Here is a 21,895-nt window from a genome sequence, read left to right on the forward strand (position 1 = left end):
GCGCATGCCGCAGATCACCATCGACTACTCCGCCACCATGGAGAACGCCTTCGACCGTGCGGGCTTCGCCCGCGCGCTGCACGAGGCGACCGTGGAGATCGCGGCGGCGAAGCCGGAGGCCTGCAAGACGCAGTTCCGGCCGAGCGCGTACACGGTGTTCGGGTACGAGGACCCCGAGGCGCGCGGGCACGCCGTCGTGCACGTGACGATCGGGCTCCTCGCCGGACGCAGCGACGAGACGAAGGCGAAGCTGACGGAGACGGCCCTGGAGCTGCTCCGCGAGCATGTGGCGGACGCGGCGTTCACGCTGCACGCCTCCGCCGAGATCCGCGACCTCGACCCGTCGTACCGGAAGTTCGACCGGTAGGTCAGGGCGCCAGGGACAGCAGCCGGCCGACCAGCTCCGCGATGGGGCCGTCGGCCGGCTCGTCCCGCACCATCGTGCGGAGCAGGGCGGCCATGCCCTCGTCGTGGGCGGCGCCGACGGCGGCCAGCGCGGCGAAGTCGTGCACGAGCTGCCGCTCCAGCTCGGCGCGCGGGATGCGCCGGCCGTCCAGCCAGATCAGCGCCGTGGACTCGGCGAGCGAGATCCAGGAGCGGACGACCAGTTCCAGGCGCGGGGAGGCCTCGGCCACGCCCAGATGGGACAGGATCTGTTCGTACGCGGCCTGCCGGACGGAGTCGACGAGCGCGTTGGTCGTCGTGGAGCCGACGGCCGGGCCGCCGCGCATCAGGGCCGAGAAACCGGGGCCGTGCTCGTCCACGAAGTCGAAGAAGCGGCCCATCACGCGCAGCAGCCGGGCGCCCAGCGGGCCTTCGTGCGGCTCGGCGAAGCGGCTCGCGAGGTCCTCCGAGGCGCGCTTCAACGCGGCCTCGTACAGGCTGAGTTTGCCCGGGAAGTAGTGGTAGACGAGCGGCCGCGAGATGCCCGCCGCCGAGGCTATCTCGTCGATGGAGACCTCGTCGGGCGAGCGTCGGCTGAACAGGTCGAGGGCGACGCCGATCAGCTGCTGCCGACGTTCCTCGACGCCCATCCTGCGGCGAACCCCGGTACTCATGCGAACACTTTACCGATCGGTTCCGGCCGCTCGTGATCACATGTCGAGCAGCAGGCGATCACTCCGGAAACCCTGCTCACAGGAGTGGGCGGTGTCCGGCAGCTCCCGGCGTGCGGCGGCCGGCACGGTGGAGTCGGCGGCGACCGTCAACGCCTGCCCGGTGCGACGCGGTTCGACCTCGAACCCGGTGTCGCCGCCGACGGCGGCGCGATGCCGGGCCGCCGTCGGCGGCGACACTCGTGTCAGCTAGTGCAGTCCACTGATCTCCCGACCGTCCGTCAGGGTCCCCTTCAGGTCCGCCCGCGCGCCCCGCTCGGCCTTGACGGCGAGCAGCGGCCCCTGAGCGGACCCCGTGACCCCGCCCGTCGCCGAGACCGCCGACGTCCCCTCACTGCCCGCCGCGAGCAGGTACCAGCTCCCGGCCGGCGACTTCCACAGCACCCCGGCCAGCACATGAGGAGCACGCGGCCCGCAGGCCGGCACATCCGTGCCCTTGGCGACGACCGCCCCGGCCGCCCCGCCCGGCGTGCGGAACTGGGCCAGCGCGGCCGTACCGTCGCCGCGCCAGGTCTCCGCCCGGGTGCACACCCATGCACCGGACCCCCTGCCCTCGGGCAGCGGCTGCTCGGCGAACGCCCAGGCGTTGACGCTCCGGACGCCCGACGAGCGCTCGCCCGCCAGGGAGCAGGCGAACGGCGCCCAGGTGCGCAGCCCCCGCGCACCGGACGCCTCCCCGGCCGCGCCGGGCGTCCCGGCCGTGAGGTGGGCCGGGACCAGCTCGCCCAGGTCGGTGGTGAGCCGGGTGCCGGAGGCGTCGGTCAGCTGGAGCACGGTCCACGAGGTGCAGCCGCCGGTCCGTACGGCGGGGCTGGCCAGCGGCGCGGTGACACCGTCGGCGAGGGTGAGCGGCGTCGCCCCCGCGTCCGGCTTCGTCAGGTCCCGCTGCGCCGCCTTCGTCACCCACGGGGCGGTCAGGTAGCGGACGTTGCCGTCGGAGCGGCCCAGCACCAGTGCGCTCGCCCCGGCGCCCGTCGCGCCGTCGACGCGGGCGAAGTCCAGTGCCGCGCCCCGCGTGCCGTTCTCCGGCTCGGCGTAGCGGGCGATGCGCAGGCCGTCGTAGAGGATCACCACCCGGGCGGTGTCGACCTCGCCCGCGTACAGCAACTGGGGCGGGCCGGCCGGGCCGCCGGTCTGGGTGCCCGGGGTCGCCGAGACGCGGACCGTCTCCCCGGGGCGGGCCCAGACGGCGAGGGCGCGGCGCAGCAGGGCCTTGTCGCCGGTGAGCGGGCCGCGCGCGGGCCACACGGAGAAGTCGGTACGCGCCGAGGTCCGCCAGGCGGTGGGGGAGACCCGGGTCACCTTGCCGGGGTCGAGGGCGGCCTCGGCGGCCGGGTTCCCGGCGTAGGAGGGCGCGGCGGCGCCGTCGGGGCCCCAGCCGTCGCCCGGCAGGGCGACCAGCGCGCCGCACACGGCGAGCGCCGCAGCGGCGGCGAGGGCGGCCTTGGCGTGCCGGCGGCGGCGCATCAGATCGGTGGGCCGGGCCTGGAGCGAGCACGGGTCGAACTCCGGGGAGGAGAGCAGCCCCGGCTGCATGGGCACACTGTTCGCCGAGGCCAGCGCGCCGCCCGGGTCGGGGACCCCGGCGGCGTCGAGCAGGTCGCGGATGTCCGGGTCGGGCAGCTTCTCCAGGCCGCGCAGCACGTAGGCGGCGCGGGCCGGGCCGGGCAGGGCGGACAGCCGCTGGTCCAGGGCGAGTTCGTCGGCGCCGCCGGAGCGCGGGAACAGTCTCAGGCCCCACACCTGGGGGAGCAGCGGCGGGGCGAGCCGGGGCAGGCCCTTGCGGGGGCGGGCCGCCTCCAGGGCCGTACGCAGGATCCGTTCGCGCAGGTAGGCGTACCCGGGGTCGCCGTCCCGGCCGGCGGCCTGGGCCGGGATCACGGACGGCTGTGTGCGGCCCCGGGGCAGGGCGCGCTGGACGAGGGCGTGTGCGGTCAGGACCCGGCGGCTGCGGCCGAGGTCCGGCGGCAGCACCAGGTAGGCCAGCCGGACCAGCCTGGGGTAGTGCTCGACGAGCGCGGCCTCGGCCTGTTCGACGTCGACCGGACCGGCGCTCCCGGCGGGGGAGGGTGCGTGACGCTGGGATACATCCTGTGACTGCACGTCCGGGAGAACGAGCGAGCCGGCGGTTGGTCACCGCCGGACGAGTGGTTCACACCCGGGGTTCGACCAGGGCGCGCGCGTAGTTCGCCATCGACCGCTGGTAACGCGGCAGATGGGGGGCGAGCGCGCCGAGCACCAGGGACAGGCCCTCGCGGTCGCGGCCGAGGCTGGACAGGCACAGGGCGAGAGTGGCCCGCACCGCGTCGTCCAACTCGTCGGACGTGGCGTCCAGTTCGGGGGTGAGGAGTTCGACGCCCTCCTCCGCCCGACCGGTGTTCCGCAGCGAGCTCGACAACTGGATCTTCGCCCGGCGGCCCTTGTACCCGTCGAGTCCGCGGGCCAGGGCCTCCCGGTACAGCGGCACCGCCTTGTCGGAGCGGCCGGTGGAGTCCCAGGCGCAGGCCTGCTCGAAGGGGCCGAGCGGGCTGTCGCCCGGCAGTTCGGCGACAAGGCTGTCGATCAGCGCGCGGAACTCGTGCGCGCGCTCCTCCGGATACGCGTCGAAGGCGGCCCAGGCGGCGGTCACGCGGTCTTCCCAGTTCTGGTTCACCGCGTCACCTTCGCACAGCCGTGCGCGCCCGGTCACCGGATTTGAGCGCAGCGCGCGCGGGAGCCGTATCCGAAGGCGCTGGGGCATGCTTGGCACACCGGACCGGAGGAACAGATGAGGTTGACAGGACTGCTGCTCGGCGCGGCGGCCGTACTGACGCTGGCGGGCTGCGGCTCGGGCGGGAAGACGGAGTCCGTGCCGCCGACCGCGACCGGCAGCCTGGAGCATCTGGCCGCCCAGGTGAAGTGCGCGCCGAACATGCAGACCGACGCGGACGAGATCCGCCAGGCCATCTGCCGCACCGGGGAGGGCAGGTTCATCCTCGCCACCTTCGCCACCGACCGCGGCCAGCGCGAGTGGATCAACGACGCCAAGGACTACGGCGGTCACTACCTGGTCGGCCGCAAGTGGGTCGCCGTCGGCGACGACGGGGTGGTCAAGGCGCTGCGCGGCAGGCTGGGTGGCGACCTGGAGGACGGCGCCGACCACCACGCGCACAGCGGCTGACGAGCGCGCCCGGGCGCGAGGGCACGACGAAGGCCGGTGACGGGAGGGGGATCCGTCACCGGCCTTCTGTCCTGCGCCCGTTACGGGATCATGAGCAGTTCTGACCGCGGTTGACGCAGTTGGCGATCTTGTTGGCCAGACCGTTCTTCGTGACGCTGATGAAGTCGTCGTGGTCCGTGGCCGCCTTGTGCAGCTGCTCCGGGAACCCGTCCACCGCGTAGGCGTTCTTCACCTGGCCGTTCTGGATGGTGGGCGGCGTGATGTTGTACACCAGGCGCATCGTCAGCTGCGGGATCGCCTTGAAGCCGTTCTGGCAGTTGCCGTTGGCGTCGGCGAACGCGACGTGCGTCCGGTGGTTGGCGCTGTCGACGTTCTGGCCGTCCCAGCAGCTCTGGAAGGCGAACGTCCGCACCACCTTGCTGCCCTGCGGGCAGATCGGGTACTGCGTGGTCAGCTGGACCTTGTTCTCGAAGCCGGTGCAGCTCCAGTGCGCGTTGGCGTTGGCCAGACCGTTGGTGGTGGTCTTGGCGTCACCGGTGATGATCCGCAGGAACTGCGGCATCGACACGACCTTGCTCCGCGGGCTGCCCACGTACTTGATCTGCGCCTGCACCGGGGTCAGGATGCGGCCGACGTTGCCTTCCTTGCCACCGCCGTCGGCGTTCTGGTCGAAGTCCTGGGTGCCGTCCTGGACCCGGACCACCGGCCAGTAGTACGACGACAGGTCGCTCTGGTTCTGGCAGCTCGTGGCGGCCTGGAGGAAGGTCTGGTTGCTGGAGAAGGCGTTGACCTTCTGGTTTCCGACGTAGTCGTGCAGGTGGTGCGCGCCGTTGGCCACGCCCGGCGCCACGATCACGTTGTCGGTGTTGTGGTTCTTGTTGGCGTTCACACCGCAGCGCGTGGTGAAGCTGCCGGTGGAGGCGTTGCGGCCGGCACGCGGCTTGGCCTTGACGTTCGCCTGGACCTTGGTGATGTCCACGAAGTCGGCCGCGACCGGGCCGTTGCCGGCCTGCCCGCCGATGTTGCCCTGCTGGCCGTTCTGCCCCTGCTGGCCGCCGTTCTGCTGCTGACCGCCCTGCTGCTGACCGCCGTTCTGCTGCTGACCACCCTGCTGCTGACCGCCCTGTTGCTGACCGCCGTTCTGCTGCTGGCCGCCGGCGGTGGTCTGGTTGGCGTTCTGCGCCGTGCAGGTGGCCAGGGTGTCCAGGCTGCTGGGAGCGGTGCCGCCGACGCGGGTGATCTCCAGTCTGATCCGGTCGAGGATCGCCTTCCGCCGGTCCTGCAGCGGTTGCAGGATGGAGTTCTGCACGAAACTCGCGTCCCTGGCCTGTGCGTCCCGCGTGGTCGCCAGACGCTGGTAGGCGTCGGTGATCTGGCGGTCGAGGTTGGCCAGTTCCCCGGCGACCTCGGTACGGGCCTGCGCCGGCACGTTGGTGAGCTTCTGGCCCACGTCCGGGCAGGAGATGGTCGCGACCTGCGCCGTCGCGGCCTTCGTCTGGTTGCCTCCCCACGACTGGTTGTCCGACTCGTGAGCCGAGGCGTAGAAGTTCGCCCAGATCAGCCCGCCCCCACCGAGCGCTAGGGCCGCCGATGCGGCTATGGCCTTGGTGGCCAGCGGCGTACGGCGTTTTCGTGTGTTGCGTCCCATGGAACTCCTCTGACTTCCTTGCGGGGCAGCATCGAGGCGCCCGACAGGAGTGAAGCGGCGCCCTTCCATACGGACGCCGCCCCCGAGGTGTTCAGCGGTCTCACGAATTCCTCACGGAACCACCGTGTGACAGCAGCCCCAACGGCCGGACCTGCCACGGAAGTTCACGGACATCGGCGGTCATGTCGGGCCGTGCCCGGTCCGTGCCAGCAGTTTCGCCTCCACCTCCGGGTCCAGGCCCTTGCGGGTCCGGTCCGGGCGCCGGGGCGCGCTGCCGCCGATCTCCGTCAGCCACCGCCAGGTGTCCGCGACGGTCTCGCCCACCGGCCGGCACACCAGCCCCGTGGCCACCGCCCGCGACACGTCCGCGCGGTGCACGGCGTCGTACATCTCGCCGCCCGGCGGCACCCACACCGGCAGCTCGGTCCACGGCTCGATCCCGGCCTCCAGGATCGGTTCCGGGTCGGTCCAGCGCAGCTCCGCGTCCGCGCCGGTGACCCGCAGACACGCCTGGAGCAGCTCGTCCATGGTGGTGTGGCCGGGCGGGCTCACCAGGTTGTACGGCCCGGACAGCCCGCGCTCCAGCGCGCCGAGCAGCCAATCGGCGAGGTCGCGCACGTCGACGTACTGCACGGGCAGGTCCCGCGGGCCGGGGGCCAGGACCGGGCCGCCGCGGGCGATCCGGGTCAGCCACCAGGGCAGCCGGCCGACGTTCTCGTACGGGCCGAGGATCAGCCCGGCCCGGACCAGCAGCGAGGCAGCCGCGCCGAAGGCCCCGACGGCGGCCAGCTCGCCGCCGCGCTTGTCCCGCGCGTAGTCCGTCGCCCCGGCGTCAGCGGCGGCGCCCTCGACCAGCGGGGCGTCCTCCGCGCCGCCGCGCGGCCAGGGCCAGGCGTACACCGACCGGCTGGAGACGTACGCGTACCGCCCGGCCCGGCCGCGCAGCAGCCGGGCCGCCTCGTGCACGGCACGCGGGGCGGCCGACCAGGTGTCCACCACGGCGTCCCAGCCCTCGCCGCCGTCCGCCGCGAGGGCGGCGAGGCCGTCGGGCGCGGTGCGGTCGCCGTGCAACGACCGCACCCCGGCCGGTGGTTGGTGCCGTCCCCGGTGGAAGACGGTCACCTCCCAGCCACGTCCGAGCGCCGCCTCCACCACGGCCCGCCCCACGAACTCCGTCCCGCCCAGCACAAGAAGTCTCATACCGGGATCGTGCCCGGCCCGGCCTCGTGACGGCGCGGGGCTCTGCCGAGGGCAGAACGGCCGGTGAGGAGTGGGCGTTGGCGCGGGGGCGCCGTAGCCGGGGGTTCCGCCTGGGCCGTGCGGCCTTCGGGCCCGGGGCCGCGCCCGGACTGAGCGGTCGGCGGACCCCGGGAGTCCACCTGAGCCGTGCGGTCGTCGAAGCCGGGGCCCCGGGACCGAGTGGTCGGCGGAACCCGGGGCCCCGACGGGGTCGTGCGGTTGTCCGAGTCGGCGATCCCGCCAGGGGCCGTACGGTCGTTGGGGCCGGGGCCCCGGACCGGGCGGTCGGCGGGGTCCAGGTCCGTGGGAGACGGCGTCCTGTCGGTGGCGGGACGGTCAGTGGGCCGTCGGCGGGGTGTACTTGTACCCGACCCGGCGCACCGTCTGGATCGCCTGGCGGTGCTCGGCGCCCAGCTTGCGGCGCAGCCGGGCGATGTGGACGTCGACGGTGCGGCCGTCGCCGACGTGGCCGTAGCCCCACACCGTGGTGACGAGCTGGTCGCGGGTGTGCACCCGGTGCGGGTGCGCCACCAGGTGCGCCAGCAGCTCGAACTCCAGGTAGGTCAGGTCGAGTTCACGGCCGTCGACGCTGGCGGTGCGCCGCACGGGGTCGATCCGCACCAGCGGTTCGGTGCCGGGGTCCGCCTCGGTCTCCGGCTGGTCCGGGACCGCGACCGGCAGGAACGGGGGCCGCTGGTCGGCCGGGACCAGCACCAGGTAGCCGACCATCGGCGGCTGGCCCGGGAGGGTCGGCAGGGCGTGCTGCGGCGCGGGCAGCCAGGTGGCGCCGGGCGGCAGGAAGTCAGCGACGTCCACCACCTCGTCCCGGTCGACGGCGCGCAGCCGGTGCCGGGTGCCGTTCGCGGCGGGGGCGGTCAGGGTGGCGGTGGACAGGGAACGGGAGGTCGCCATGAGAGGTCAGCTCTTTCGCGCGAGGAGTTCGTCGGGAGGTGCGGCGGCCGCGATTCGTGGTCGGGCGCGCCGGAGGACGTACGTCGTTCCGCGCTGGCCGAAGGCCGGGGTGTACGGCTTTAGAGGGCCCGCGCGTTCCTCGCGGGGCGACACACACGGTCGAAGTCGTGGTGCTGACGGGAAGGCCAGAACGGCTCAAGGTCGTGGCGACCCGTCGCGGTGATCTGCTGGAAGCCGGCCATGCGCCCATTGAAGCAGAGGCGTGCGCCGGGCAGGAGCCTCCTCTCACTGCTTGGACGCTTCCTTGGCGTGAAATTGACGTTGTGTCCACCCTGAACCCCGGCTTTCCGCCCTGGTCAGCGGCCTGCCACGGCCCATCGGTGGCCGGATCGCCGTCTCAATCCCCGGACAGCGTCGGAGCAGGGACGGGGGCGTGACGCGCGCGAGGGGCACCCGCCGACACGGCGGGCGCCCCTCGGACGCGGCGGTACGGATCAGACCTGGCCGGCCTTCTCCAGCGCGGTGCAGCAGGTGTCCACCAGCAGGCGGGTCACCACGTACGGGTCGACGTTGGCGTTCGGGCGGCGGTCCTCGATGTAGCCCTTGCCGTCCTTCTCGACCTGCCACGGGATGCGGACCGAGGCCCCGCGGTCGGAGACGCCGTAGGAGAACTTGTCCCAGGGGGCGGTCTCGTGCAGGCCCGTCAGCCGCTCGTCGATGCCGGCGCCGTAGCTCTTCACGTGGTCCAGCGGCTTCGAGCCCTCGCCGAGCGACTCGCACGCGGTGATGATGGCGGCGTAGCCCTCGCGCATGGCCTTGGTGGAGAAGTTGGTGTGGGCGCCCGCGCCGTTCCAGTCGCCCTTGACCGGCTTCGGGTCCAGGGTCGCGGAGATGCCGAAGTCCTCGGCGGTGCGGTACAGCAGCCAGCGGGCCACCCAGAGCTGGTCGGAGACCTCCAGCGGGGAGAGCGGGCCGACCTGGAACTCCCACTGGCCCGGCATGACCTCGGCGTTGATGCCGGAGATGCCGAGACCGGCCTTCAGGCAGTTCTCCAGGTGGGCCTCGACGACCTCCCGGCCGAAGATCTCGTCGGCGCCGACACCGCAGTAGTAACCGCCCTGCGGGGCCGGGAAGCCGCCCTCGGGGAAGCCCAGCGGGCGGGAGCCGTCGAAGAAGGTGTACTCCTGCTCGATGCCGAAGATCGGCTCCTGCGCGGCGAACCGCTCGGCGACCTCGGCCAGCGCGGCCCGGGTGTTGGACGGGTGCGGCTTCATGTCGGTGTCGAGCACCTCGCACAGCACCAGGACGTCGTCGCCGCCGCGCACCGGGTCCGGGCAGGTGAAGACCGGCCTGAGCACGCAGTCGGAGGAGTGGCCCTCGGCCTGGTTGGTGGAGGAGCCGTCGAAGCCCCAGATCGGCAGCGCGTCGAGACCGGCCGGAGCACCCGTGATGATCTTCGTCTTGGAACGCAGCTTGGCCGTCGGCTCGGTGCCGTCGATCCAGATGTACTCAGCCTTGAAGGTCACGGGGCCACATCCTTCGGGGGTGGGTCGGGTGCACCGGCGGGTGCTGCGGCGCTGCGGCACCGGTGCGCCGCTCGATCTGCCGGGCAGCCTGTCAACAGGCCGTTTCCCGGCCATTGCCCGTCTGTGAACCCCGTGTTACCTGGTCGTTCTGTGCCCCGGCTCACGTGGTGAGGCGGAGCCGGGTGGGCAGGGGCCGTTTCACTGCGCTCGGGCGGCGGCCTCGCGTACGCCGGTGAGGAAGTCCCGGATCGCCGCCCGCTGGTGGTCGTCGTAGCCGCGCAGCAGCTGCGCCGACCGCTCGATCAGCGGCCCGAAGAAGGCCCAGCCGAGCTCCACCGCGCGGTCCTCCACGTCGATCACGACCCTGCGCCGGTCCCGCTCCCCGCGCACCCGGCGCACCAGCCCGGCCCCCTCCAGCCGGTCGACGAGCGCGGTCGTACCCGCCGAATTGAGCCCGAGCACGCCACCGAGCCGCCCGGCGCTCATCTCCTCGCCCGCGCGCCGCGCGTCCATGAGCGCGATCAGGGCGCGCACGTCCGTGGGGTGCATGCCGTTCCGGTGCGCGAACCGGGCACTGTGCAGGCCGAGTTCCACGGTGGCGGCGCGCAGCAGGTGGACGATCTCCAGCTCGGGCCCCTCGGCGGGGCCGGACGGGGTGGACACGGAGAGCCTCCCGGCTATCATCTCGCTCGGCGAACATCTTGCTGAGCGAGATAATAAGGGAGGCGCCATGGCCGGACACGACGGCGGGGCGTACCGGGTTGCGTACGACAAGGTCCTGGCGAAGTGGCCCGCCGACCGCGAGGCGCTGACGGTCGCCACGCCCTTCGGCGAGGCCCACGTCAACGTCTGCGGCCCGCGTGACGCGCCGCCGCTGCTCCTGCTGCCGGGCGGCGGGGGAGCGACCTCCGCCTCCTGGTACGCGCAGGCCGCCGGCCTCGCCCGGATCCGCCGGGTGCACGCCGTGGACCTCCCCGGCGCGCCCGGACTGAGCCGGGCCGGCGACCGCCACCCCCGTACGGTCGCCGACCTGGCCGACTGGCTGGACGCCGTCCTGGACGGCCTCGGTATCACCGCGACCGACGTCGGCGGCCACTCCTACGGCGGCTGGATCGCCCTGCACCACGCGCTGCGCGCGCCCGCCCGGGTGCGCCGTCTGTTCCTGCTGGACCCGACCCAGTGCTTCGCCGGGTTCAAGACGGCGTACCTGCTGCACGCGCTGCCGATGCTGCTGCGGCCCGCACCCCGCCGGGTCCGCGCCTTCCTGGAGTGGGAGAGCGGGGGAGCGGCGCTGGACCCCGACTGGCTGGCCCTCCAGGAGGCCGCCGCCGGCTTCCCGGCAGCGAAGCCGGTGACCGGCCCGCGGCCGGCGCCGGACGCGCTGCGCGCCCTGCGGATGCCGGTCCTGCTGCTCGCGGCCGCGAACAGCAGGACCCATGACCCTCACGAGGTGGTGGCGCGGGCCGGTGCGCTGCTGCCGCGCGTGGAGACGGCCGTACTGCCGGACGTCTCCCACCACGCGCTGCCGCAGACGGCACCGCCGGCCCTCGTCCGCCACCTCACCGGTTTCCTGTCGGCTCCCTGAGCCTCACCCCACCTTCTCGATCACCGCGCGCCGGATGAGGAACTTGCCCGGTTCCCGGACCTGTTCGAAGGCCGTGTTGTTGAGCAGGACGCAACTGCCGGAGACGGACGTCACCTTCACCGTGGTGGACTTGTTGTTGTCCAGGTTGGTGACCTTCAGGGTCGTCCCCGCCGGGAACTGGTTGCTGGACGCGGCCGGGGCGCCGCCCTCGCCGGAGAGCGTCACGGTGGAGCCCTTGCACACCTGCTGGCCGGCCGCCTGCTGACCGCCGCCCTGCTGGGCGCCCCCGGCCTGCTGGTCAGCGCCTTGCTGGGCGCCCCCGGCCTGCTGGCCGCCGCCCTGCTGTCCCGCGCCCTGGCCCGCGTCGCCGCCCTGCGCCGCCTGGGAGCCCTGAGCCGACTCCCCAACGGTGCAACCGGACGCCTTCTGCTGGACCTTGATCTGCTCGATGACCGCCTGCCGGTTGGCGATCCGGGCCGCCGACTGGGCGTCCGGTTTCGCCTTCTGGTCCGCGATGAACCTCTCGTTGTTGCCGAGGGCCGTGGCCAGCCCCTGGCAGACGGTCGAGTCCCCGGCCGACAGCGTCCTGGCGTTCTGCGGGCTCTGCGCGGCGTTGGAGGTGGACGCCAGGGCGAAGGCCCCGCCACCCGCCACCGCCGCGGCACCGACGAGCAGCGCGAGCTTCTTCTTCGTACCGAGAGTTCTCCTGCGCGACATGCGCGCCTCCTGAAGAGGTAGGGGAGCGTACGCCGCTATGTACGAGATACCGAACGAGGTTACTCAGCGGTCGCAGGAGTCACTGAAGTGACCTGTGTCACGCCGGAGTTGACCCGGTCTCAGCCCTTGCCGCCGTGCGAGATGGCCTCCCGTACGGCCTCCTCGCTGCGGGCCACCAGTGCCGTACCGTCGTCCGCCGTGATGATCGGGCGCTGGATCAGCTTGGGGTGCTCGCTCAGCGCGGTGATCCAGCGGTCCCGCGCGCTCTCGTCCCGCGGCCACTCCTTGAGCCCCAGCTCCTTGGCGGCCGGCTCCTGGGTGCGGGTGATGTCCCACGGTTCGAGGTGCAGCCGGTCGAGCACGGCCCTGATCTCGTCGGCGCTCGGCACGTCCTCCAGGTAGCGGCGGACGGTGTACTCGGCCCCCTCGGCGTCGAGCAGGCTGATCGCGCTGCGGCACTTGGAACAGGCGGGATTGATCCAGATCTCCATGCCGCACACGGTACGCGAAACCCGTTCGGCACCCCCGTCACTGGAGCCCCGAAAGCCCTTGTGGCCAGCGGCTTTTGTCAGTGGTGGCCCGTAGAATGGAAGCAGTGTTCGAGGGTGCGCGCCGGACCCCGGTGCGTGCCCTGACCGCGACAGGAGGATGCCTGTGCCCGCTGCCGCCCTGAAGCCCAAGCCGTTGCCGACCCAGTCCACCGCCCAGCGTTCCGTGCTGTTCGACTCGCCCTACGAGCCCGTGGCGAAGCGACCGCTGCCGGCCGGCCGGCCGCGCGAGTGGTACGTCACGCACAACCGGCGTCTGAAGGCCATGCGCCTGGCCATAGCCCTGCTCGACTCTGGCGTGTATCTCCCGGACCAGGCCCGGAACGAGACGATCCGCGGCACGGCGGAGCGGATCGGGATGCGCCCGCCGTCCGACACCACGTGCCACATGGTGCGGGCACTGATGCGTTACTCGCGCTGAGCCGGCCGTGCCGCCGGGTGCCCCGCGTCACCGGCGCGGGGCACCTGGCGCCGTCACGCCGTCAGTTCCCGCTCCAGCGGGGTCCGGAAGCGCGGGGTGACCCGGGCCGCGCCCAGCCAGTCGCGCAGGCGCTCCGCCTCCGCCGTGACCTCGGCCGCGGCCTCCCTGCGGACGCCCTCCTCCGGGATCCGCCAGACGATCTCGCCGTCCGCGCGCTGGGCCCAGCCGCCCACCACGCGGCCGTTCCACCACACCGTCGGACCCACGTTGCCGCTGCGGTCGAAGAGCAGGGGGCGCAGCGCCGGGTCCAGATACCAGTCGCGGTGCTGCCAGGCCATGGCCGTGGGGTCCAGGGCGGGCAGCAGCGCCGCCCAGGGCGCGCCGGGGCCCGTCACCGGCTCCGCGTCCCCGGCGTCGACGTAACCCGTGCCCTCGTCCAGGGAGACCTCCTCGGCGCCGATGGCCGCCAGCGCGCGGCGGACCTCCCGGAGCGTCCAGCCCGTCCACCACTTCAGGTCCGCCTCGGTCGCCGGGCCGCACGCCCGCAGCCAGTGGCGCAGCAGGGCCGCCTGGGCCCCGGCCGCGTCCAGCTCGGGGTGGGGCGGCGCCGGCGCCCAGCGGAACTGGCTCGACGTCCAGGAGCCGAGCGGGCGGCCCCGGACCACCTTGCCCTCCACCCCGAGCACGCGCAGCAGGCGGGTCGAGACCGTGTGGACGCCCTCGTAGCTCTTCCCGGCCGAGTGGACGAACCGTTCGCGCAGGCGGGGCTCGTCCGCCGCCAGCTCCGCCGCCGTCGCCTGGCCACGCCGGGCCAGCGCGGCGAGCGTGGCCTCCTCGACCTCCGCCAGCCACGCCGCGTCCGGGGCACCGGCCAGCGCCATGTCCCGCAGCAGGGCCGCGCGCTCACGGGCGGCCACCGTGAGGCCCGTCGAGGCGTGGACGACGGCCGTCAGGTCCGCCGGGAACACGAACACCGTGTGCCGCATGCCGTGCATCCGCACCAGCGTGCGGTCCTCGTACAGCGCCCGTTCCGTCTCCGCCACCGCCTTGGCGGGTTCGGTCAGCCGGGCGGCCACCGCCAGGTGCACGGTCGCCGGGTCCGAGCCGTGCAGGGCGACCAGACAGGCCGCGACCTCCTCGGGCGTCGTCGCCCGTGCCGCCCCGGCCAGCCGGTGCCGCACGGCCAGCCGGGCCCGCCGCTCCGCCACGTCGACGTACCGCCGTCCCTCCGTCATACCGGCCTCCCCTTCGACTCACGATGCCTTGCCGCCATGGTCGCCGGTGCCACTGACAACGCGCGGAGGAGGGGGACGCCTCGTGGCGCGCCTCGTGGTGCGCCCCGGAAAAACGGGGTGCACGGACCGTCACGGCCTCTCTACGCTGGGCGAACGGAAGCATCCCCGCCACTCACCCCAGGAGGTCCGTCATGCGTGGCATTCTCGCGACCGGGACCGTCGTCCTGGTGATCCTCGGAACCGGAAACCGTCTCTGGTGGCTCGCCGCCGTCGCCCTGCTGTATCTGTACGCGACGCACGGCCGTGGCTCGCCCGGCACCACGCCCCCGGCCGGCACCGGCGCCGGTCCCCCGCCCGACAGCTACCGGGCGTACCGGGACCGCCGGGACCGGCAGGCCAAGTGGGAGCGCCGCTACCGCCGTGAGCGGCCCGTCGAGGCCCGGCGGCAGGAGCGGGAGAAGAGCAGGAAGTGACCGGGGGCGTCGCCGGCCGTCACAGGCCGGGGGCGCCCCACACCGGGAACCAGCGGCCGAGGTCCTGCTCGATCCGCAGATCGTTCCCGAGCGTGGCCCTGAGCTGCAGTTCCAGCGCGGTGTCCCGCCGCTCGGCGGTGCCGGGCAGCGGGGCGAACGGATAGAACGTGCCGCGCTTGTAGAGGTAGACGAGAGCCAGCTTCCGGCCGGTGCCGTCCGTGAACCCGGCCAGCGAGCACAGCAACTGCGGGCCGAAGCCGTTGACCTCCAGCGAACTGTTCACCGCGTGCAGATCGTTGACCAGTTCGGGCAGCTGGTCGGGGGAGCGCTGGGACACCAGCCAGGAGTAGCCGTAGGCGTCCCGGCGCAGCTCCACCGGCGGGCCGGCCCGGTCGATGTCCGCGTCCAGCAGTGCCTGCACCTCACGGTGCATCTGCTCGAAGGCCGCGCCCTCCACCGTGGCGAAGCACACCGCCCCGCCCCCGGTCGGCGTGAATCCCGCCGCCGCCTCCAGCGTCACGGCCGCCGACGGCAGCGCGAAGAGCCGGTCGAGATCGGGCGCGACCGGTTTCGTACGGCCGAGCAGGATGTCCAGCAGCCCCAACGGTCAGCCCGCCTTCCCCGGGGTGGCGGCCTCGCCCAGCTCCGCCGAGATCCGGGCCAGCTGCTCCAGCCGCTGCTCCAGGGTCGGGTGCGTGGAGAAGAACCGCTCGATGCCGGGCTCCCGGCCGGTCGCCGGGGTGAAGTAGAACGCGTTGAACGCCTGCGCCGTGCGCAGGTCCTTGGTCGGGATCCTCGCGATCTCCCCGGAGACCTTGGTGAGCGCCGCCGCCAGCGCCGAGGGCCGGCCGGTCAGGTGCGCCGCAGCGCGGTCCGCCGCCAGCTCCCGGTACCGGGACAGCGACCGGATCAGCAGGAAGCTGATCGCGTACACGGCCGCCGAGACGCCCAGCACGGCGGCGAACACGGCGGCGGTGTTCTGGTCCCGGCGGCCGCCGCCGAAGACCTGGGAGTAGAAGGCGAACCGCACGATCAGGCCCGCGAGCACCCCGAGGAACGACGCGATCGTGATCACCGCGACGTCCTTGTGCCGCACGTGCGACAGCTCGTGCGCGAGCACGCCCTCCAGCTCCGCCGGCTCCAGCCGGCGCAGCAGCCCGGTGGTCACACAGACGACCGCGTGCTCGGGGCTGCGCCCGGTCGCGAACGCGTTCGGCATGTCCATCGCGGACACGGCGACCACCGGCCTGGGCATGTCCGCGATGGCGCACAGCCGGTCGACCACGGCATGCAGCTCGGGATACTCCTCCCGCTCCACGACCCGCCCGCGCATGGCGAACATCGCGATCCGGTCGGAGAACCAGAACTGCGCCACGAACAGCGCCCCGATCAGGAAGGCGACCAGCACCCAGGACTTCAGCAGCACGATCAGTGCGGCGACGAAGCCCACGTACAGCAGCCCGAGCAGGAACAGCGTGAGACCCATGCGCACGGTCAGTCGCCGATCGCTCCGGAACCGGCTCCGCATCTTGCATCACCCCGCAGTCAGGCACTCGTCCCGCTGTCCAGTGTGCACCTGCGCATTGCCATGAGCTGGTCCGGAACGTCCCCAGGAGCAGCAAAATGTCCCTGTGTGTCACCGGTGCGGTGCCGTGGGTCAGCCCAGCAGGGCGCGGCCCCGGACCAGCAGTCGGACGACCTCCGGCTCCGACCGGCTCCCCACTCCCCAGCGCAGTGCGCTCCGCACCACCGCTTCTGCCCGCGTCCGCAGCCGTTCGTCGGGATCGCCGAGCAGCGCCACGGCCGCCCGCAGGCGTACGACCTCGCCGTGCGCGTACAGCAGCCGCCACGCCGACACCCGCACCCAGCGGGGGCGTGCCGGATCCAGCCGCCGCAGCAGTTCCCGCTCCGGCAGTCCGGCGGCCGACGGCAGCAGGGCGAGCGTGGTCTCGCGCACCACGCCGGGTGCCGGGTCGTCCAGCATTCGCCACATCCGCCGTACGTCCGTCACGTCCAGCGTCCGCAGCCCGGCCACGGCCCGTGCCCGCACCCCCGGTGCCGGATGATCCAGCAGCGGCCACAGCAGGGCGGCGTCCGCGCGCGTCCCGCACTCCGCGAGCCCGATCGCGGCACCGGGCGGCAGCACCGGGTCGGCGGCCCCCGCACAGCGCGCCCGGTACCAGAACAGCGGATCGGTCCCGTGCTGCCGCAGGACATAGCGGGCGCAGGCCCGCACCAGCGCCGACCGGTCCGCGAGGAAGTCCGCCGCCCGGTCCGGCCGGTCCAGCCGCCGCAGCGCGGTCACGCCGGCCGACCGGGCCTGCGGGCTGCGGGCGCCGAGCAGAGCGTCCAGCACCTCCGCCGCGGTGTCGTGCGTGACGGAGGTGAGCGCCGCGTCCGCGCACAGCGTCTGTACGACGGCGTCGTCGTCGCGGGCGGCGGCGCGGGCCAGTTCGGCGGCGGAGAGGAAGCCCTCCTCGACGGCGAGCCCGTACGCGAACCGGCGTACCGTACGGTCACCGGACGCGAGCAGCGGGGCCAGCCGCTCCCGGGGCGCCCGCCGCAGCACGTCACCGAGCAGGCCCATGGCGAAGTCGCCGCGGTGACGGTCGCCCAGGCGCCGGACCAGCGGGGCGAGCGGTGCGGCCGTTACGGCGTCCAGCGCCTCGGTGAGCCGGTCCCGGGCCCGTGCCCGCACCGGCTCCGCCCAGTCGGTGCACCGCACGACCACGAGGGGGAGCAGCGCCGGACGGCCGGCGACCCGGCCCAGCGCACGGTGCCGGACCCTGCCGTCTCGGTGGCACAGGGCGACGGCGAGCCGGGCGTCGCTCAGCGGATCGCCGGCGGCCAGGGCGGCGAGCAGGGCGCGCTCGTCGGCCGACCGCTCCCAGCCGTGGGCCGACGGCCCGCTCCACTCCACCGCCCGCACGCCCTCGTCCAGCTCCAGCCAGGCCGCCGGGTCGCCGGTGTCGAGGACGTCCGGCAGCGCCGCGCCCTCGGCGAGGCGAAGTGCCGCCGCGACGCCCTCCCGCAATGTACGCCTCCTGCTCGTGTCGCCCGCTCGATTCTTCCGGCTCGGCTCCTAGTACGGCGAACGCATCTGCGCGTACCCCAGCAGCACGATGACCACGGCCACGCAGCCGAGGACCACGGCCGTCGAGACCCAGGAGGACCGGCGCGGCACCGGGTCCGGGTCGGCGCGGAAGGGCGCCGGGTCCGGCGGGTTCTCCTTCCAGCGGGCGGCGAGCATGCGGGCCCGGGCGGAGGGCTCCTTGTGCTCGGCGGAGTTCGCCCAGGTGTGATCGAACTCGCGCTCCCAGTCGTTCTGTTCCGGCATCCCCGTTCAACCTCTCTCGTCCGACACGGTCCGGAGGGATGATCTCCCGACAATAGGAAGTCTGGGAAGCGGGAAAGGTTGCACGGGGGCGGAAGCCGGTCAGCCGGAGCGGCGGAAACGGCTCCGGTACTCCGTGGGTGTCGTGTCGAGCGTGCGGCGGAACGCCCGGATCAGCGTGTCGGTCGTACCGAAGCCGCACGCGGAGGCGACGCGGTCCAGGGTGTCGTCCGTGGTTTCGAGCCGGTTCCGGGCCGCCTCGACACGGGCCGCCTCGACGTAGGCGGCCGGGGTCATGCCGAGCTCCGCCTTGAAGATCCGGGCGAGCTGTCGCTCGCTGAGGTGGGCGTGCCGGGCCAGGTCGGCGAGGGTCAGCGGCCCGGCGAGGTGCTCGGCGACGACATGGCGCAGGCCGGCCATGCGCGGGGTGGCCGAGACGGGTTCGACGGGCACGCTGAACTGGCTCTGCCCACCCGGCCGCTTCAGGTACATGACCAGCTGCCGGGCGACCCGCAGGGCGACGGCCTCCCCGAAGTCCTCGGCGACCAGCGCGAGGGCCAGGTCCAGGCAGGCACTGATGCCCGCGCCGGTCCACACCCCGCCGTCCCGGATGAAGATCGGGTCGGCGTCGACCTCGACCGAGGGGTGCTCGGCGGCGAGCTGCCGGGCGGTCGACCAGTGGGTGGTGGCCCGCCTGCCGTCCAGCAGACCGGCGGCGGCGAGCAGGTGGGCGCCCACGCAGACGGAGGCGACGCGCCGGCTGCGGGCGGCGAGCGTCCGTACCCAGGCGACGACGGCGGGGTCGGCCAGGGCGTGCACCCGCCGCTCCTCGTCGACCTCGACCGAGCCCGGCACCAGCAGCGTGTCGATGGCACGCCCCGACGCGTCCGCGAAGGTGAGGTCGGGCAGCACCCGCACCCCGGCGGCGGTGGTGACCGGGTCCAGGGTGGCGGCGGCCAGAGCCACCTCGTAACCGGTCTCCTCGCCGCCCTCGCGGCGGAACAGGGCGAACACCTCCGGCGGCCCGGTGACGTCCAGCAGGTCGACGCCGTCGAACAGCATGATCACCACGAACCGCCGGCTCCCGCCCACGCCCTCCCCCTCCGGATGTCCGGATCTGCAAGTTACCTGACATTGCTGCCATGCGGGGCGGCTGCCTAGCGTGATCGCCGTACCCACGCCACCACCCGAGGAGGGGCTGCCATGCCCAGCACGACCCTGCGCGACCTGAACGGCCTCGACCAGACCCCGGCCTCGCTCGCCGGCTCCACGCTGATCCTGGTCGACTACCAGAACACCTACACACGGGGCGTACTGGAACTGGCGGGCTGGGACGCCGCCCTCGACGCGGCGGCCGGACTGCTGGCGACGGCACGGGACGCGGGCGCCCGGGTGATCCACGTCGTCCACGACGGCGGCCCGGGCACCCCGTACGACATCCGGGCCGAGATCGGTCGCATCCACCCCCGCGTCGCCCCCCTCGACGGCGAAGCAGTCGTCGTCAAGACCGCCCCCGACGCGTTCCACGGCACCGACCTCGCCGAGCACGTGGACGCCGCCGGCCACCAGGACGTGGTGATCGCCGGCTTCATGACCCACATGTGCGTCCTGTTCACCGCGCAGGGCGCGTTCCTGCGCGGCAACCGCCCCACCGTGGTGGCCGACGCCTGCGCGACCCGCCCGCTGCGGACGCCGCTCGGCGAGGTGACCGCGGAGCAGCTCCACCACAGCGCCCTCGCCACCGTCGCCGACCTCTACGGCGTGGTCGTACCGTCGGCGTCCGTGCGGGCCTGAGCCCGTCGAACGCCGAGGCCCCGCCGTTCCCGGGGGAGCGGCGGGGCCTCGGTCAGCGCCTCGGCGCGTCTGTCACACGTCGAAGTACAGCTCGAACTCGTGCGGGTGCGGACGCAGCTGGAGCGGGGCGATCTCGTTGGTGCGCTTGAAGTCGATCCACGTCTCGATCAGGTCGGACGTGAACACGTCGCCCTGGAGGAGGAACTCGTGGTCGGCCTCCAGCGCATCGAGGACGGCGTTCAGCGAGGTCGGGACCTGGGCGACGTTGGCGTGCTCCTCGGGAGCCAGCTCGTACAGGTCCTTGTCGATCGGCTCGGCCGGCTCGATCTTGTTCTTGATGCCGTCCAGGCCCGCGAGGAGCAGGGCCGAGAAGGCCAGGTACGGGTTGCCGGAGGAGTCGGGCGCGCGGAACTCGACGCGCTTGGCCTTCGGGTTGGAGCCCGTGATCGGGATGCGCATCGCGGCGGAGCGGTTGCGCTGCGAGTACACCAGGTTGATCGGAGCCTCGAAGCCCGGCACCAGACGGTGGTACGAGTTCACCGTCGGGTTGGTGAAGGCCAGCAGCGACGGGGCGTGCTTGAGGATGCCGCCGATGTAGTAGCGGGCGGTGTCCGACAGGCCCGCGTAACCGGCCTCGTCGTAGAACAGCGGGTCGCCGTTGCTCCACAGCGACTGGTGCACGTGCATGCCCGAGCCGTTGTCACCGAAGATCGGCTTCGGCATGAAGGTCGCGGTCTTGCCGTTGCGCCAGGCGACGTTCTTCACGATGTACTTGAAGAGCTGGAGGTCGTCGGCGGCGGCGAGCAGGGTGTTGAACTTGTAGTTGATCTCCGCCTGGCCGGCCGTGCCCACCTCGTGGTGCTGGCGCTCGACCTTCAGACCGGACCGCTCCAGCTCCAGGGAGATCTCGGCGCGCAGGTCGGCGAAGTGGTCGACCGGAGCCACCGGGAAGTAGCCGCCCTTGTAGCGGACCTTGTATCCACGGTTGTTCTCCAGGGCGCCGGTGTTCCAGGCGCCCGCCTCGGAGTCGATGTGGTAGAAGGACTCGTTCGCGGAGGTGGCGAAACGCACGCTGTCGAAGACGTAGAACTCGGCCTCGGGGCCGAAGTACGCGGTGTCCGCGATCCCGGTCGAGGCCAGGTACGCCTCGGCCTTCTTCGCCACGTTGCGCGGGTCACGGGAGTACTGCTCGCCCGTGATCGGGTCGTGGATGAAGAAGTTGATGTTGAGGGTCTTGTCGCGGCGGAACGGGTCCACACGGGAGGTGGACAGGTCGGCGCGCAGAGCCATGTCGGACTCGTGGATGGCCTGGAAACCACGGATCGACGATCCGTCGAAGGCCAGCTCCTCGTCCGGGTCGAACGCCTCAACGGGCACCGTGAAGTGCTGCATGACGCCCGGCAGGTCGCAGAAGCGGACGTCGATGAACTTGACGTCCTCGTCCGCGATGAACTTCTTGGCCTCGTCGGCGTTCTGGAACATCCAGCTCCTCCTACTCCCGACCGTCCTCGCCGGGGTGGTAGATCGTTCGTGCGGCCAGTGCGGTGGCACACGCTGGTCTCGACCCTAGGGACGGGTGATTTCTCGGGCGTGACCCATTTGTTTCGCAGAAGTTAACCGGCCACGTGTCCACCGTAGCCCCGACACACCCCTGTGCGTAGTGCCCGAAACCGGGCACAGTACCGTGGAGGCGTGGACAACAGGCAGGCAATCGGATCGTGGCTCTCCGGGCCGCGCGCGGCCATGGAAGAGGCGGGCGCCGACTTCGGGTACCGCGGTGAACAGCTCGGTCTCCCGGAGCACGGACCGAACTCGATCGCACGGCCCGGACGGCGCCTCGGCGCGATCGCCGTGGACTGGGCGCTGTGCGTCCTGATCGCATACGGCCTGATCACCGACGGCTACAGCCCCGCTACGAGCAACTGGGCGCTCGGCGTCTTCTTCGTCCTGAGCGCCCTGACCGTCGGCACGGTCGGCTTCACCCCCGGCAAGCGACTCTTCGGCATCCGGGTCGTCGCCCTCCGGACCGGCACGGTCAACCCGGGACGCGCCCTGCTGCGCACGGTCCTGCTCTGCCTCGCGATCCCCGCCCTGATCTGGGACCGCGACGGCCGCGGCCTGCACGACCGGCTCGCGAAGACGGTCGAGGTACGCATCTGACGGTCAGGACGGCCGTGAGAAGGATCGG

25 protein-coding genes are annotated in these 21,895 nt (G+C 72.9%); 7 read left to right on the plus strand and 18 right to left on the minus strand.

What is annotated here, in order from left to right:
* The first annotated feature begins 4 nt into the window (after positions 1-4).
* Positions 5-367 carry a 5-carboxymethyl-2-hydroxymuconate Delta-isomerase gene (locus tag C3492_RS41640; protein WP_103817783.1) on the plus strand — a complete coding sequence of 121 codons (363 nt, stop codon included), beginning with the start codon at positions 5-7 and terminating at the stop codon, positions 365-367.
* A 1-nt stretch (position 368) separates the two neighbouring features.
* On the opposite strand, the gene C3492_RS41645 is transcribed toward C3492_RS41640, so the two are convergent.
* The 4 genes from C3492_RS41645 to C3492_RS41660 are packed head-to-tail and all read right to left on the minus strand — an operon-like array spanning position 369 to position 3,768.
* On the minus strand, positions 369-1,058 hold the full coding sequence (locus C3492_RS41645) for a TetR/AcrR family transcriptional regulator (protein ID WP_103817784.1): 690 nt from the start codon (positions 1,056-1,058) through the stop codon (positions 369-371).
* Positions 1,059-1,094: 36 nt separating this feature from the next.
* The gene (locus tag C3492_RS41650) at positions 1,095-1,295 is read right to left on the minus strand and encodes a hypothetical protein (protein ID WP_374938433.1); all 201 of its coding nucleotides are present in this window, start codon (positions 1,293-1,295) and stop codon (positions 1,095-1,097) included.
* A 9-nt stretch (positions 1,296-1,304) separates the two neighbouring features.
* Positions 1,305-3,218 (minus strand): hypothetical protein, encoded by a 1,914-nt coding sequence (locus tag C3492_RS41655; RefSeq protein WP_103817785.1) that lies wholly within the window; start codon positions 3,216-3,218, stop codon positions 1,305-1,307.
* A gap of 49 nt (positions 3,219-3,267) precedes the next feature.
* Complete coding sequence (locus C3492_RS41660) at positions 3,268-3,768, minus strand: tetratricopeptide repeat protein (protein ID WP_258056211.1); 501 nt, start codon at positions 3,766-3,768, stop codon at positions 3,268-3,270.
* 114 nt (positions 3,769-3,882) lie between these two features.
* On the opposite strand from C3492_RS41660, the gene C3492_RS41665 reads away from it, so the two are divergent.
* Complete coding sequence (locus tag C3492_RS41665; protein ID WP_181140836.1) at positions 3,883-4,275, plus strand: hypothetical protein; 393 nt, start codon at positions 3,883-3,885, stop codon at positions 4,273-4,275.
* Positions 4,276-4,363: 88 nt separating this feature from the next.
* Here C3492_RS41665 and C3492_RS41670 read toward each other — a convergent pair whose 3' ends face one another.
* The 5 genes from C3492_RS41670 to C3492_RS41690 all read right to left on the minus strand — a co-directional run bounded on the left by C3492_RS41670 (position 4,364) and on the right by C3492_RS41690 (position 10,263).
* On the minus strand, positions 4,364-5,923 hold the full coding sequence (locus C3492_RS41670) for a DUF1996 domain-containing protein (RefSeq protein WP_103817786.1): 1,560 nt from the start codon (positions 5,921-5,923) through the stop codon (positions 4,364-4,366).
* 180 nt (positions 5,924-6,103) lie between these two features.
* Positions 6,104-7,123, minus strand: coding sequence for an NAD-dependent epimerase/dehydratase family protein (locus C3492_RS41675; RefSeq protein ID WP_181140837.1), 1,020 nt, complete (start codon positions 7,121-7,123; stop codon positions 6,104-6,106).
* A 375-nt stretch (positions 7,124-7,498) separates the two neighbouring features.
* Positions 7,499-8,074 (minus strand): winged helix-turn-helix domain-containing protein, encoded by a 576-nt coding sequence (locus C3492_RS41680; protein ID WP_103817788.1) that lies wholly within the window; start codon positions 8,072-8,074, stop codon positions 7,499-7,501.
* 494 nt (positions 8,075-8,568) lie between these two features.
* A complete protein-coding gene (glnII, locus tag C3492_RS41685) occupies positions 8,569-9,600 on the minus strand; it encodes a glutamine synthetase (RefSeq protein ID WP_103817789.1) in 1,032 nt (343 codons plus the stop codon).
* 198 nt (positions 9,601-9,798) lie between these two features.
* A complete protein-coding gene (locus tag C3492_RS41690) occupies positions 9,799-10,263 on the minus strand; it encodes a MarR family transcriptional regulator (RefSeq protein WP_103817790.1) in 465 nt (154 codons plus the stop codon).
* A gap of 67 nt (positions 10,264-10,330) precedes the next feature.
* Between C3492_RS41690 and C3492_RS41695 the strand changes: the two genes are divergently transcribed.
* A complete protein-coding gene (locus C3492_RS41695; protein ID WP_103817791.1) occupies positions 10,331-11,185 on the plus strand; it encodes an alpha/beta fold hydrolase in 855 nt (284 codons plus the stop codon).
* Positions 11,186-11,188: 3 nt separating this feature from the next.
* Here C3492_RS41695 and C3492_RS41700 read toward each other — a convergent pair whose 3' ends face one another.
* Both C3492_RS41700 and C3492_RS41705 read right to left on the minus strand, forming a co-directional pair.
* Positions 11,189-11,902, minus strand: coding sequence for a hypothetical protein (locus C3492_RS41700; RefSeq protein WP_103817792.1), 714 nt, complete (start codon positions 11,900-11,902; stop codon positions 11,189-11,191).
* A 119-nt stretch (positions 11,903-12,021) separates the two neighbouring features.
* A complete protein-coding gene (locus C3492_RS41705) occupies positions 12,022-12,393 on the minus strand; it encodes an arsenate reductase family protein (RefSeq protein ID WP_181140839.1) in 372 nt (123 codons plus the stop codon).
* 163 nt (positions 12,394-12,556) lie between these two features.
* On the opposite strand from C3492_RS41705, the gene C3492_RS41710 reads away from it, so the two are divergent.
* Positions 12,557-12,871, plus strand: coding sequence for a hypothetical protein (locus C3492_RS41710; protein ID WP_059263820.1), 315 nt, complete (start codon positions 12,557-12,559; stop codon positions 12,869-12,871).
* Positions 12,872-12,924: 53 nt separating this feature from the next.
* On the opposite strand, the gene C3492_RS41715 is transcribed toward C3492_RS41710, so the two are convergent.
* Positions 12,925-14,106 carry a winged helix DNA-binding domain-containing protein gene (locus C3492_RS41715; protein WP_103817794.1) on the minus strand — a complete coding sequence of 394 codons (1,182 nt, stop codon included), beginning with the start codon at positions 14,104-14,106 and terminating at the stop codon, positions 12,925-12,927.
* 191 nt (positions 14,107-14,297) lie between these two features.
* Between C3492_RS41715 and C3492_RS41720 the strand changes: the two genes are divergently transcribed.
* Positions 14,298-14,579: a hypothetical protein gene (locus C3492_RS41720; protein WP_103817795.1), complete on the plus strand. Its 282-nt coding sequence runs from the start codon at positions 14,298-14,300 to the stop codon at positions 14,577-14,579.
* A 19-nt stretch (positions 14,580-14,598) separates the two neighbouring features.
* Here C3492_RS41720 and C3492_RS41725 read toward each other — a convergent pair whose 3' ends face one another.
* The 5 genes from C3492_RS41725 to C3492_RS41745 form a co-directional block, all read right to left on the minus strand.
* A complete protein-coding gene (locus C3492_RS41725; protein WP_103817796.1) occupies positions 14,599-15,183 on the minus strand; it encodes a hypothetical protein in 585 nt (194 codons plus the stop codon).
* Between the two features lie 3 nt (positions 15,184-15,186).
* Positions 15,187-16,107 (minus strand): zinc metalloprotease HtpX, encoded by a 921-nt coding sequence (gene htpX, locus C3492_RS41730; protein WP_103817797.1) that lies wholly within the window; start codon positions 16,105-16,107, stop codon positions 15,187-15,189.
* A 129-nt stretch (positions 16,108-16,236) separates the two neighbouring features.
* Positions 16,237-17,613, minus strand: a complete 1,377-nt coding sequence (locus C3492_RS41735; RefSeq protein WP_103817798.1) for a hypothetical protein — start codon at positions 17,611-17,613, stop codon at positions 16,237-16,239.
* 48 nt (positions 17,614-17,661) lie between these two features.
* The gene (locus tag C3492_RS41740) at positions 17,662-17,916 is read right to left on the minus strand and encodes a hypothetical protein (RefSeq protein WP_103817799.1); all 255 of its coding nucleotides are present in this window, start codon (positions 17,914-17,916) and stop codon (positions 17,662-17,664) included.
* Between the two features lie 99 nt (positions 17,917-18,015).
* Positions 18,016-18,975: a GlxA family transcriptional regulator gene (locus tag C3492_RS41745; RefSeq protein WP_374938434.1), complete on the minus strand. Its 960-nt coding sequence runs from the start codon at positions 18,973-18,975 to the stop codon at positions 18,016-18,018.
* 141 nt (positions 18,976-19,116) lie between these two features.
* Here C3492_RS41745 and C3492_RS41750 point away from each other — a divergent pair, with 141 nt between their 5' ends.
* Positions 19,117-19,707, plus strand: coding sequence for a cysteine hydrolase family protein (locus C3492_RS41750; protein ID WP_103817801.1), 591 nt, complete (start codon positions 19,117-19,119; stop codon positions 19,705-19,707).
* A 72-nt stretch (positions 19,708-19,779) separates the two neighbouring features.
* Here C3492_RS41750 and glnA read toward each other — a convergent pair whose 3' ends face one another.
* On the minus strand, positions 19,780-21,189 hold the full coding sequence (glnA, locus tag C3492_RS41755; RefSeq protein WP_103817802.1) for a type I glutamate--ammonia ligase: 1,410 nt from the start codon (positions 21,187-21,189) through the stop codon (positions 19,780-19,782).
* 210 nt (positions 21,190-21,399) lie between these two features.
* Between glnA and C3492_RS41760 the strand changes: the two genes are divergently transcribed.
* Positions 21,400-21,867 (plus strand): RDD family protein, encoded by a 468-nt coding sequence (locus C3492_RS41760; protein WP_030656644.1) that lies wholly within the window; start codon positions 21,400-21,402, stop codon positions 21,865-21,867.
* Positions 21,868-21,895 lie beyond the last annotated feature (28 nt).

This window comes from Streptomyces sp. Ru62 (assembly GCF_002920615.1).
GTDB lineage: Bacteria > Actinomycetota > Actinomycetes > Streptomycetales > Streptomycetaceae > Streptomyces.